Here is a 12,959-nt window from a genome sequence, read left to right as displayed (position 1 = left end):
ATTTCACGAACGGGGCATCGGAACCTCTCTTTTGGGGACAGAGTGGACCATTCTTATGAGGCGTGGCAGGAAGTGCTGGCCGAGGAGTTCTTCGGACGGCAGCACGCCGGCCACCCGACGTTGTTCTACGTTGACGACGACGTGGAGCAGGAGCTCAGGCACGGATGCGTCATAGAGGAGCCTCTCGCCCAGTGTGTGGGCAGGTTCCTGCGGTTGGGGACCGCGGAACCCTACAGCGCGCTCGAGGGCTACCGCTGGCGCAAGCGACAGCAGGACAAGGAGGGGGTGCCCGCCTTCCTGCCGCTGCTGGCCTGCTCGGTGATGGCCGCGTCCCGGATGGTGAACGATCGGAACCACCGGGCCACGGCCTACCATGCCCGCTTCTCCGAGCTGCTGACCGGCGACGAGAAGCAACTGGGCAGCCAGCACTACGAGCCCATCTCTCGTATGTGGCAGGTGCTGGCCTCCTGGCAGTTCAGTCAGAGGGGCGCACGGGGTCTCTGCACCGTTCCCGCCCCCGCAGATTTGCCCTCCAACCGCAGCATGATCGGGTTCGCCCAGTCTCAGGCGCTCGTCAGTGGCGCAGACCGGTCCTTCATGCCGAAGCTGTTCCGGTCCTTGCGGGAGTACGGCACGACCTGGCCGCTACCGGGGGAGACACTGCTGGCCCAGATCGAGATCCGGGGCATGGGGCAGCACTTCTCCAAGGGCTTTCGCAACGCTGTGCAGGAGGAGGATCTCCGCCCCTTCCTCGCCAGGCTGATCGGCAACTACGCGACATCTTGGGATGGTTCGGACGAGCTGGTGCCAACCGGTGTCACCCGGGCCGAACTTCTGGTGCGGTTGGACGCGGGGCGGCTGAGTTGGGTGGCGCGCCTGCGGTCCGCGGAGCAGAAGAAGCGCATCGAGCTCAAGGGTGGCGTCGTCCTCGAACAGCTCGGCGACACCGCCTACTACGAGGTGACGGGCCTGCCCGCCCTGAGCGCGGACACCCTCGCCAGGGGCATCCGCCGCGACGGGGACAACCTGGTGCTCAGCCGCCCCGCCTCCTCCGTCCTGGTGCTCGCACGGGACGACGTGCTCGGCGTCTGGGCCGGCACCGACGGCTTCCGCCCGGGAGAGGCACACGTGGTGCTCGCTGCCCCGACCGCGCAGCGGGACGTGCAGCGGCTGCTGGACAAGGCCGCGACCACGGGCCGGAGCGCCGACACCAGCAAGCTGGCCTGGGTGCCGCACGGCTGGTCCATGCACAAGCCCGTCACCTTCGACGACGCAGTCACCCTGCGCCGGGCGCTGCAGGAGGTCCAGGGCGCGGTCGGCCTCCTACAGCCCCCGGCCCAGTTCAAGCTGCGCCTCGAGGGCGGACTGAAGCTCGCGCCCTCGCTCGATTCCCACTTGTATCTGTGCGGAGGCGAGCCCCACGTGGTCGTGCCGGACGCCGTGGAGTGCACGGGCACGCTCCTCGTCGACGGAAGGGAGCGGTCCGAGCTCAGGAAGGCGATCGCCGCGGGCCGCCCTGTCTCCCTGGCCGTGCTCAGGCTGGAGCCCGGCCGCCACACAGTGGGCTACGCAGGGGTGGAGATCGACTTCGTCACCGCGGACCAGGCCGTCGTAGAGCCGAAGATGCCCAAGGTCTGCGGCTTCACCGTCGTGGACGGCAAGGCGTCGGAGTCGCCTTCCCTCCTCGTAGAGGAGACGCTGCCGACAGGCATCACCGGCGCCCACCGCGCGGGCGCCACCACCCAGGACGTGACAGCCGGCATGGAACTGTGCCGTCGGGACGCGGACGAGGTGCTGTTCGCGGCGGCCGACGGACGGCTGTGGACGTTGGAGGCCCCGGAACAACCGGACTGGTGGACAGAACGTCTCCCCGGCACTCCCGCGCCGTTGCGATTCGAGGCCGACTTCCACGGCATCGGTGGCTGGCTCCTGGAGCGCCGGAGCGGACGCTGGAGGGGCCGCCCAGTCAACCCCGGAACGCCGACTCCGAAGAGCGCCGGCAACCCGCGGGCATGGGCTCGCGCCGTCCTCAACGCCCAGCAGGCCTCCACCGAGCCCTCGTGGGCCGCGTACGTGCAGGCAGCGAAGGAGCTGGACCGATGAGCAGCACCGACTTCGGTGGAATCCTCCTGCGCTGGCTGAGCGAGAGCCGCAGCGGCAAGGCGTCCGCACTGCGCGACGCGATCCGTAGCCAGGCCCAGGCATGGGGCCTGGAGCTGAAGGAGTACGCCGACTGGGACTGGATGCGCAAGGCCGCCGCCCTCGGCTTCATCGACGCGGACCTGCGCGCCGACCGCTGGTCGGTGGCACCGCCGGTACTGACCCGGCTGCCCCACGCCGACGGCCTCGCGTTGCTGACCGGCGCCCGAACCGCGCAGATCAGCACACGCGTCGAGGAGGCGGCTCAGGAGTGGATGGAGCTGATCACTGTCCCCCACCGGCCGGAGGCTGGTGAGGCCGCGCTGCCCGACACCCTCCTGTTCCAGTACGAGGACCCGCCGACCCTGCGCGAAGCCGCGGAGTTCCTCGGGGCACGCTACGTGCCCTGCGCGGCCCTGCAGTTGATGGAACTGCTTCCGCAGGCTGCGCCGGGCCCCGAGTCCGCACCGCCCGGAGGGAGCACCGCCAACACGCTGGAGAGGTACGAGCTGCGGCTCCAGCGGTTCGTTCCCGTGGCAAGGGACGACGAGGACGGCCTGTACCGGTGGCGCGGAGCCGACTACGCACGCCTGACCCGCGTCCGCCGCAACGGCGTCTTCCACGCGGTGGAACGCGAGACGGGCATCTACCTGGAGCTCGCCCGCCACCGCACCAGCGTCATGCGCTGGCGCCCGGAACCAGGCAAGGGCCGTGCCGGCATCGGCTGGCTCTTCGTCGACCGGTACGCGCCCCTGCCCGCTCTGCACGAGCGCGCGGCCGTCCTATGCAGCGGCTTTCCGCCCTCAGCGGGCAGGCAGACGCAGACCCGCGCGTACGACAACGTGCCGAGGGCGCTCGCCGAGGCGATCGCGGTCTCGCTGCGGCAGAACCTGGAGATCATGCCGCGATCGGTGGCGGCCACCGGCGGGAGGGTCAAGTGAGCGTGGAACAACAGACAACGGCGGTGACGGACACCGACGTCCAGGACGTCATGGGCACTTTCGACGACCTGCGCAGCGCGCTCTTCCGCTACTACGACACCCCGTTCTGCGTCGACGATCGTTCCGTCATGGACGAACGGCGCAACCTGCTGGACCGGGACAACGGGGCCTGGCGCGACCCGCTGATCGAGCTGCGCCCGCAGTACGCCTCCCGGGGCGTCAGCGTCGCGGAGTCATTCGCCGAAGCAGGGGCACACCCCGACGCGGCCGAGTTCGCCCGCTTCACGCTCCCCGACGGCGTGACCAGCCTCTACCAGCATCAGCACGACGCCCTGGTCGCCGCCTGCGAGGGCAAAGACTTCGTGGTGACCGCAGGCACCGGTTCCGGCAAGACGGAGTCCTTTCTCCTGCCGGTCCTCGCCGACTTGGTCACCGAGTCCGCCCACTGGCAGGGCACACGTGCGGCGCAGCGGGAATGGTGGCAGCAAGACGGCGACCACGTGCCCAGTCGACAGAACGAGCACGGGCACCCCGCCGCCCTGCGCGTGATGATTCTCTACCCCACCAACGCCCTCGCCGATGACCAGCTGGTCCGGCTCCGCAAGTCGCTGGACAGCCGCGAGGCCCACGCATGGCTGGACCGCAAGCGCAACGGACACCGCTTCTACTTCGGCCGCTACACCGGAGCCACTCCCGTCTCCGGCAGCCGCGATTCCGAGCCGGCGAACTTCCGTCTCCGGCAGTACCTGCGGGAGGTCCAGGAGCGGCAGCGCAAGGCCGACGGGAAGCTCGATGCGGAGCTGCGGCCCTTCATCCCGCGCCTCGGCGGTGCGGAGATGCACGCCCGCTGGGACATGCAGGCCGCGCCGCCGGACATCATGGTCACCAACTATTCGATGCTGAACATCATGCTGCTCCGCAAGCAGGAGGAGCACATCTTCAGCGCCACGAGTAAGTGGCTGGAGGAGGCCCCCGGCGCCCGCCTCACCCTGATCCTCGACGAGCTCCACATGTACCGCGGCACGGCCGGTACAGAGGTGGCCTACCTGCTACGCAACCTCCGCCACCGCCTCGGCCTTGACAACAACCCCGAGAAGCTGCGGGTGCTCGCTGCCTCCGCCTCCCTGGAGGCCGGCCGGGACGACGACTTCCTCGACGGGTTCTTCGCCCTGCCCGGCTCCCGGCGCGTGATCATCCCCGGAAAGGCGAAGGAGATCCACGGCGGGGGCGACCTGGCCGCACACACCGCACGCCTCGCGCAGGCTGCGAAGGTCCCCGTCACCCAGGTCGGAGCCGTTGCCCTGGCCCGGGAGACCGGCCTCGGCCCGGCGCTCCAGCGCGCACTCACTCCCGGCGGCAAGCCTCGTGCTCTGCCCGCTCCCGAACTGGCGAAGAACCTCTTCCCGGACGTCCCCGAGAAACAGCGCAAGGCCGCCCTCCACGGTGCTCTGCGCATACTCGGCTCTGCCCAGGACCCCGAACTTCCCCAGCTCCGCGCCCATTTCTTCTTCCGGAACATCGAGGGCATCTGGGCCTGCTCCGACCTCAGCTGCCGCCACATCCCCGTGGAGCACGGCCCCGAACGGCGGGTAGGCCGGCTCTTCGCCGAGCCCACGTCCCGCTGCACCTGCGGCTCCCGCGTACTTGAGCTTCTCTCCTGCCAGGCCTGCGGCGACCTCATGCTCGGCGGGTACGCCAGCCCCAAGGACACCCAACGGCGTAGGTTCACCGGTGCCCTCCACACCGACTTCCCGGACATGGACCTGCTCCCAGATGAGGCCAGCGGCGCGCCAACCGCGGCGAACTACGTCGTGTATTGGCCGCGCACCAAGGGCCTCGGCCTCGACGACCCCGGCTGGCACGCGGGCCTGTCCGACGGCGGGCCGCAGGTCGGGTTCGAGTTCCGCCGCAGCGCCTACCAGCCCGCCACCGGCCGCCTGGAGAACCGGGACGTCCAGCACACCGGATGGTCGTTCCACATCTCCGTGCCCATGGACAAGGAGGGCAAGAAGGCGGCCTACGACCCGGCCCGACTGCAGGCGTTCCCCACCCGCTGCCCCGCCTGCGGCGACGACTGGGAGATCAAGTACGACAGGGACGGCCGTTTCGTTCCACTGGAATCTCCGGACCGGCTGCGCAACGCGCCGGTCCGGCGGATGCGCACAGGTTTCTACAAGATCAACCAAGTGCTGGTGACCGAAGCCCTCGGCCACCTTCCCGACGGCCGGCGCAAGGCGATCGCCTTCTCCGACAGCCGCGACGATGCCTCCGAGCTTGCCAGCGGTCTTGCCCTCCGCCACCACCAGGACCTTCTCCGCCTGCTCAGCGCCCAGGGCGTCGAGAACCAGGGGGATCCGTTCGGAGACCTTCAGCTGGTGAAGGCCCACTACGCCGGGGAACCGGTCGATCGTGCGGGCGCCCGTACCGCAATGGAACGGCTGAGGGACCGCAACCCAGCGGACTGGGGGCGCCTGAAGGCGATCCTTGCCGACGACCTCGACGCGGAACCGGAACTCCTGCCCGACCTGGAGCGGAAGTTCTCCGAACTGCCCTCCCTGGACGACCTCGCCTCCGACCTCGAGGGCATGCTGCTGAGGTACGGCACCAACCCCGCCGGTCCCGCGGCCTCGCTCCAGCAGACCTCGGCCGGACAGCCCTGGACCGCGCTCTACAACTGGGAGCGAGACCGGGAAGCAGTGGTGGAGACCCAGGCACAGGAGGAACTCCTCAACCGCCTCCGTTCCCGCCTCCGCCTCGAGACCATCGGAAGCCTCTTCTCCGGCGGCGGCCGTGACTTCGAGTCGCTCGGACTCGGCTGGCTCTGCCTGCGCGACGACCGCTCGCCTCTGGAGACCGGCCCGGACACCGATCAGGCAGTGGCGCGAGCCAGTCTGCGAATTCTCGGCCTGATGCGGCGCTTCACCCGCATACGTGCCTCTCTGCAGAGGCCGCCTGCGCCTCTGAAGCGATTCTGGAAACAGGTCGCCGAACATCAGGGCACCGATGTGCAGACGATCGAGGACAGGGTGCTGGGCGCCTGGAAGGACGCCGTGGTGGACTACGTCATCAAGCCAGAGAAGGTGGCACTCCGCCCCGGAGAGAACAAGACCTGGACATGCCGTTCCTGCCACCGGCCGCACCTTCACCCAGGCGCGGGGCTGTGCACCAAGTGCCTGGCCCCGCTGCCCGTCGTGCCCCAGCAATACAGCGGAGTCCTCGAAGACGACTACTACGCGTGGAAGGCCGCCCATCGCACCGGTGACTTCCCCCTGCGCACCGCGGAACTGACCGGCCAGACGGACCGGCTGGAGGCCCAGCGGCGGCAGAGCCTCTTCCAGGACGTCTTCCTCGGCGACAACGACGTTCCGCAGGCGGACGGACTGGAACTGCTCTCCGTGACCACGACCATGGAGGCCGGTGTCGACATCGGCCCCCTCAACACCGTGATCATGGCCAACATGCCGCCCACCCGCTTCAACTACCAGCAGCGGGTGGGGCGCGCAGGCCGACGCAACAGCCCGGTCGCCGTGGCCCTCACCGTCTGCCGCGGCCGCAGTCACGACGAGCACTACTTCGCCCGCCCGGAAGCCATCACCAACGATCCGACTCCGCCCCCCTACCTGGTCCTCGGCATGGTCTCCGTCTTCCGGCGGGTCCTGCTGGGAGAGGTCCTCCGCCAGGCCTTCGAGCCCCTGCAGCCGGAGGACCGCCGGAAGGGGCCGGACATGACGAGCAACGTCCACGGACAGTTCGGCCTTGCCGCCGACTGGCCGACGCATCGTGGCGCCGTCCGCCGGTGGATCGCGGAGCACTCTGACCGTGTCAGAGCCGCTGCCGCCGCCCTCCGGGCCGGAACACCGGAGAGCATCGCTGCCATCGATCCGGTGGCCGCCATCGACGAACTCCTCGGCCAGGTCGACGAGGTGGCAGCCCGGACGGTCGGCCACTCCGACCTCAGCCAGCGTCTGGCAGAGGCGGGTCTGCTGCCCATGTTCGGCTTCCCGACCCGCTCCCGCCTCCTTTACCGGAGCGTCCCTCAGAAGACCTTCCCCTGGCCGCCGGCCGATTCCGTCAACCGTGACCTGGCCGTCGCCCTCAGCAAGTTCGCACCAGGCAGCGAGACCCCGCAGGACGGCCGTCTGCTCCGTTCCAGGGGAGTGGTCTCCCTCGTCCCGAGCGGGCGCGGAGTACAGGCCGCCGAGGACCCGTTCGGACCGGAACAGTTGGTCGCCATGTGCCGGATCTGTTCCCACGTGGACCCACAGGCGGTCGTCGACCCGGAAACCGGGAGCGCCGGCACCTGCCCCGCCTGCGGCGCGGAGAGCAAGTACTACAGGGCCATTCCCTTCCGGGAGCCCGCAGGCTTTCGGGCTGCCCACGAAGCACGGGACTACGACGGCTACCGGGAGCTCGGCTCCAACGCCACCAGCGCACGGACCGCCACCGACCTCGAGAAGACCGCCCCCCGCATCCACCGTGCCGCCGACGACTGGATGGTCGTCCACACCGGCAGCGGCGACCGCTACATCGTCAACACCAACGCCGGAAAGCTCTTCCGGTTCGTCAAGAACACCGGCCCGTGGCGCGGATACCTCGCTCTGGACAACCCCAAGGCGGAAGCTGACCTGGAGATCGCCCTCGGCGCCACCCAACACACAGACATGCTCTTCATCGGGGCCAAGAACGCCCTCGACACGATCCGGGGCCTTCGCTTCGACATCTCGAAGTCCCAGCAGATCGACGGCTTCCCCGAGGCCTACCACGGTCGGCGCGCCGCCTGGTACTCGCTGGCGGCCCTGCTGCGCCGTGCCGCCGCTCCGCACCTGGACGTTCAGCCGGAGGAACTCCTCAGCGGCATCCATGGCTCGGACGCCCCCGTGGCCGCTCCCGTCATGGCCTACTTGGCGGACAGCCTCGACAACGGCGCGGGCTTCAGCACCTACCTCGGTTCAGAGGAACACATCGAGGAATTCCTCCAGGCGGTGGACCGCTACGTGCACGACCTGGAGGCCGACCATCATGCGCAGAACTGCCGCAGCTCCTGTTATTCCTGCCTGCGCGACTACTCCAACATGCGCCTCCACCCGCTGTACGACTGGCGGCTCGCCCGCGACCTGACCGACGCCCTGCGCGGCCGGAAACTGCGGATCGACCCGGACGAGCACGCCGTCCTGCTGAAGGGTTGGGCGGACGAGGAGCCCACCGTCAGCCTGAAGGAGACGGCCGCCGGACCGGTGGCGTTCTTCACATCGGACTTCACCGGCGAGCCTGTCGCGGTCGCCGTCAAGCATCCGCTGGAGTCCGCCACCCAGGAGTGCGGGAACGAACGGCTCCAGGCCCTTCGCAACGAGATCCGAGGCGATGGCCTCGCCACAAGGATCGCCTTCGCCGACTCCTACAGCCTGGACCGGACCCCTGCCGCGGTGATCGAGCAGGTGCACACCTTCGCGGAGGAGCTCTGATGACGACAGGAACCCCGTTGGGAGCGGGCCACGACGACCGCGCCCGACTGGAGGAGCTGCGGCAGCGCGAGATCGCCCGCCGCCTCGCCCTCCGCCAGGCCCGGACCATAGGGAAAGCTCCGCAGGGCGCGGAAGCAGCCGGCAGCGCTGCTCCCGTCGTTCCGCCGCAGAAGCAGCCGGAGCCGGTCGCGCCCCAGCCGGTCCCAGAGGGATTCGTCGACCGGCATGCCTGGGAGCGCGCCCGCTCCTTTGCTGAAATCGTGCTGCCCAAGGCGCTGCAGGCAGAGCCCGGGACGCTCTCCGCGCCGAAGCTGGCGCAGGCCGCGGCCGATGCAGCGTCCCGGCAGGATGATCCGGTCTCGGGCGTCTCCTTGCTCGTCATGGCACAGGACCATGGGCTGGACGTCTTCAACGACCGGCTCGACGACCGCGCCCGTGCCCTGCTGGAGGACGAGCCACTGCCGCTGCCGGGGGAGCCGGGCAGCATGTGGCAGATCTACCAGGACGACCGTCGCCTGATGGAGACCAACCTGCCGGCCCCCCGACAGAGGGCGCTCCTGGCTAAACTTCCCCGACCGCTTCTTGACGACTACATCGACGAAGAGTGGATCGGCACGGTCCCCGAGCGCGACGGCACCTCCCGTGCCGCCTACTTCCGCGCCCGCCTGGACCCGGCGTCCCTCACCGACGAGGAGATGGACCTGTTGGCCTGGCCCCTGGAACGGGAGCGCCGGGAGGCAGGCCCCGGAACGGACCCCGGCCGTGACTGGCCGCAGGACTGGCGCCTGCTGGTGAGGCTGCAGGCCAACGACGCCAAGGCCATCGCCGAGGAGTGGACCGACCTCCTGCCACCGACGCAGAAGCTCCTCGACACCCTGCGCGAAGTGCGACGGACCGGAGAGATTCCAGACGACCTCGTCGCGGACGAGAGGCTGTGGGTGCTCCTGGAGCGCATCCACCCCCGCGTGCGCAGCTCGAGCAACAAGAAGTTCAACGGCTGGATCGGCATCCGGACCCTGATCAGGGCCGTGCGGCAGATGCACCGTGCCCTCCTCCGCGAGGACGGCGAGACGGCGGACCAGCGGAGGAAGGCGGCGCTCGCCATGGCCGCGAGACTCCGGCACCACTCGCAGCCGGTTCGCTGGGAGGCCCAGAACGTCCATGCCTACCTACGCGCCAGCCAGGAGATGACGGAGTCCCTCAAACTCCTGGAACAGGACGCCGAAGGACGTCCCCCAGCGCGGGAGCAACTCGGCGGAGGTGCCATGGCCACACTGCGGAATAACCGGAGCTTCCTGGAGGACCGGACCCAGGGAGAACGCGACCAGCCGCTCAACCCGTATACGGTGCTCGGCGTGCCTGACGGGGCGGACGACTGGAAGAAGGCCTGGCGCGCCCTGAGGAAGGAGCTCGACGACAGCGGCCGTGTCCGGATCAACCGTGCCAAGGACATGATCGAGAAGGCCGAGCGGGAGCAGCAGGAAGTACCTCGGTTCGCCGTCCCACTCGCCCCGCACCGGTGGAAGGACCCGACCGGCACGAGCCACCGGCTGGAACTCCCGCCCGAGCCCCTGCAGCGGCTCACCCGGCCGCCCACGGACAGCGACCGTGCGTGGTCCCGCACCGAGGCAGCCCGAGAAACAATCACCAGGGCGACAGATCGCCTATCCCCGGCTGCTGAAGACACCGCAGCCCCTGAAAACCCAGAGAGCAGCACATCGTGAGCAACGGAGCCGATAAAGGCGAAAGTCGTTCTGGCCCCCGTGACGGATCCCAGCGGAACCGGGGACGCGGGCCGAACAGCGGAAGCGTGCGCAATCGTGGGGAGCGCAGGGCTGCCGAGGCAGCTCCCTGGCGGTTCACCGAGAGCCGCCTGCCTGAGTTCACCTCGGGGACCTTGGACGCCCCCGCGATCCTGAAGTCGGTCAACGACACACTCCTGCCAGTGGTGGAGAGGGGGTTGGAGGAGGCAGCGGAGAAACTGGGCGCAGCATTGGCCGACAAGGAGACCGAGGCCGATCTGGTCTCCGCCTTCCGGGCCGAGCTGATGCGCCGAGTGCTTCCCCAGTTCACCGAAGCCGTCCGCAGCGGCGTGCTGGAAAGCATCCGAACGCGCCAGATGCACCTGGCGCAGCTGGCCGTTCTTCACCGGCAGGCGCTGGAGGCGAAGACCTTGAGGGTGGTGCTCACCCGCATCGATGACGAGGCGGCGAAGGCAGGCCTGCAGATCGTCGGCGACGCCGGCGATCAGTCGCTGTTCAACGTCGTGGAGGACCAGCCCGGCGTGATGAAGACAGACCCGGTCACCTTCGAACTCGTCGCACCGGCCTACGTCGACAAGGAGTCCGGAAAGCTTGTCGAACGCGGCTGGCTGCGGGCCGTTGCCAAGGTTCCACCCGAGGAAATGACGCCCAGGCAGAGGCGTAGAGCAATCCATGGCGAAGGTGGGAGGAAGGAGCCGGAGAAGAAGGAAGCGGCTCCTGCGCAGCAGGGGAGGAAAAAGCATCACCGGGGTCAGGATCCCGAGAAGCAGCAGAACAGAGGCAACGGGCGGCGGAGCGGCGGGTCGCGCCCCGGGCCTGAAGGAAACGGGGACGGCCGGGCGAAGCGGAGGGGAAAGCGATGACTTTCGGTATCGACTTCGGCACCAGCAACTCCGTGGTGGCCCACTGGAACGGGCACACCACCGAAGTGCTGCCGGTCGACGGCGACAACGTGCCTGCCCAGTGGCAGATGTCCGAGTTCGAGCAGCTCTTCCCTTCCGTGCTGTCCGTCCGCGACCTTCAGCGCACTCTCTGTTTCGGCTGGGAGGCGAAGACCGGCACCAGCGAGCCGCTCGATGCAGTGAAGCGCATGCTCGGCACGCGCTCCGGTGCCGAGAAGGACGGCGACACCGACGGCCTTGAGGTCACGGCCCAGCTCGAGGAGCACCACGTCTGGGTCGGCTCGGAGAAGTTCCACAGCACGGTCGCGGCCGCCTCCCTCTTCAGTCGCATGAAGGAAGGCGTCTCGGCCCAACTGCTCGACCTCTCCGACGCGGTCGTCACCGTGCCCGCCAACGCCACAGGCGGTGCCCGTTACCGCACCCGTGCCGCGGCAGCGCTCGGCGGAGTAAAGGTCCGGGCCTTGCTCAACGAGCCCACCGCGGCTGCGATCTCGTACGCCCACGACGTCCCGATCCCCGGCCGTTTCCTCGTATTCGACTGGGGCGGCGGCACCATCGACGTCACCGTCCTCGAATACGACGACGGCCTCTTCGAGGAGCAGACCTCCCGCGGCATCACCGCCCTCGGAGGCCTGGAGTTCGACAACGCCCTGGCCAAGCTGATCCAGCAGAAGATGGGTCTGACCGCGGACCAACTCACCAAGGCCGAACGACGCCGGTGGCGCCGGTCGGTCGAGCTGACGAAGATCGCCCTGTCCTCCGTGCCGATGGACGGCGCGCTCTTCTTCGACCTCCCTGTCGGCCTTGCCCCCTCGATCTCGAGGCGGGAGGTCAGGATCACCGCTGCCGAGTACACCGAGGCGATCACCCCGCTTATCACCCGCGCCATGGAGCCGGTCCAGCAGGCACTGGAGGACCTGGGCATCACCTCGGACGACATCGACTCCGTCCTGATGATCGGCGGCACCTCGCAGATCCCCCAGGTGCGTCACGCCCTGGGCGAGCTCCTCAGCCACGACCGCATCGTTGACAGCGGCCTGTGTCGGCCCATGACCGCCGTCGCCCGAGGGGCAGCCATCTACGCGGCCTCTCTCGACGGCGAACTCGGCGACGACAGCGACTTCTCCCTGGTGACCAGCTACGACCTGGGAACGGCCGTGAGCGCGGGCGAACAGAAAGGCTTCCGCGCCATCATCCGACGCAACGCCACTCTTCCCGCGGAGGGTTCGGCCACCTTCTACCCGGACACGCCGGGCGCTTCCTTCGTGCGCGTGCCGGTGATCGAGGGCGAGGTCGGCTCCCGGGCCGACAGCGACCGCGCCTTCCCCCTGGCCAACATCGAGGTGGATCTCCCGACCCGCGAACAGGACGTGCGCCGGAACAAGATCGAGATCAAGTTCCGCTACAACGAGAGCGGCATCCTGCGCTTCACCGCCACGCACGCGGAGACCGGCGTGGTGCTTGAAGAGCGTGAGATCGACTCCTTCGGCCCCGACGGCACCCCACTGCAACAGGGCCTCGACGACGAGCTGACTCGCCTTCTGGCCCACACCGTCCGCCCGTTCGCCGACGGCTCCTCCAACGTCCGGCGCCTCTCGGCCGCCGAAACGGCCACTGCCCGTCCCGCACCCATCGACATGTCCGTGCGAGTGGTGGAGGCCGACCCTGCCGTAACGGTCAACGGCGAGCCGCAGAGAGTTGTGACGGGGGGACTTTGACCAGCCTCTGGATTCTGTTGGGTATTCCCAGGTG

General features: G+C 69.0%; 6 protein-coding genes. All 6 read left to right on the top strand.

Annotated elements, in window-relative coordinates; all coding sequences use genetic code 11:
* Positions 1-42 precede the first annotated feature (42 nt).
* Positions 43-2,103: a hypothetical protein gene (locus ACFZBT_RS09560; RefSeq protein ID WP_391100506.1), complete on the top strand. Its 2,061-nt coding sequence runs from the start codon at positions 43-45 to the stop codon at positions 2,101-2,103.
* Complete coding sequence (locus tag ACFZBT_RS09555) at positions 2,100-3,080, top strand: hypothetical protein (protein WP_391100504.1); 981 nt, start codon at positions 2,100-2,102, stop codon at positions 3,078-3,080. The genes ACFZBT_RS09560 and ACFZBT_RS09555 overlap by 4 nt, the downstream gene beginning before the upstream one ends.
* A gap of 2 nt (positions 3,081-3,082) precedes the next feature.
* The gene (locus tag ACFZBT_RS09550; RefSeq protein ID WP_391100502.1) at positions 3,083-8,542 is read left to right on the top strand and encodes a DEAD/DEAH box helicase; all 5,460 of its coding nucleotides are present in this window, start codon (positions 3,083-3,085) and stop codon (positions 8,540-8,542) included.
* The gene (locus ACFZBT_RS09545; protein WP_391100500.1) at positions 8,542-10,266 is read left to right on the top strand and encodes a hypothetical protein; all 1,725 of its coding nucleotides are present in this window, start codon (positions 8,542-8,544) and stop codon (positions 10,264-10,266) included. The genes ACFZBT_RS09550 and ACFZBT_RS09545 overlap by 1 nt, the downstream gene beginning before the upstream one ends.
* A 173-nt stretch (positions 10,267-10,439) precedes the next feature.
* Complete coding sequence (locus tag ACFZBT_RS09540) at positions 10,440-11,168, top strand: hypothetical protein (protein ID WP_391100497.1); 729 nt, start codon at positions 10,440-10,442, stop codon at positions 11,166-11,168.
* Positions 11,165-12,925 carry an Hsp70 family protein gene (locus tag ACFZBT_RS09535; protein ID WP_391100495.1) on the top strand — a complete coding sequence of 587 codons (1,761 nt, stop codon included), beginning with the start codon at positions 11,165-11,167 and terminating at the stop codon, positions 12,923-12,925. The genes ACFZBT_RS09540 and ACFZBT_RS09535 overlap by 4 nt, the downstream gene beginning before the upstream one ends.
* Positions 12,926-12,959: the final 34 nt, after the last annotated feature.

Source organism: Streptomyces sp. NPDC008137 (assembly GCF_042957035.1).
In the GTDB taxonomy this organism is placed as follows: domain Bacteria; phylum Actinomycetota; class Actinomycetes; order Streptomycetales; family Streptomycetaceae; genus Streptomyces.
Note: the sequence above shows the minus strand (reverse complement) of the source record. Positions and strands in the feature narration are given on the sequence as shown.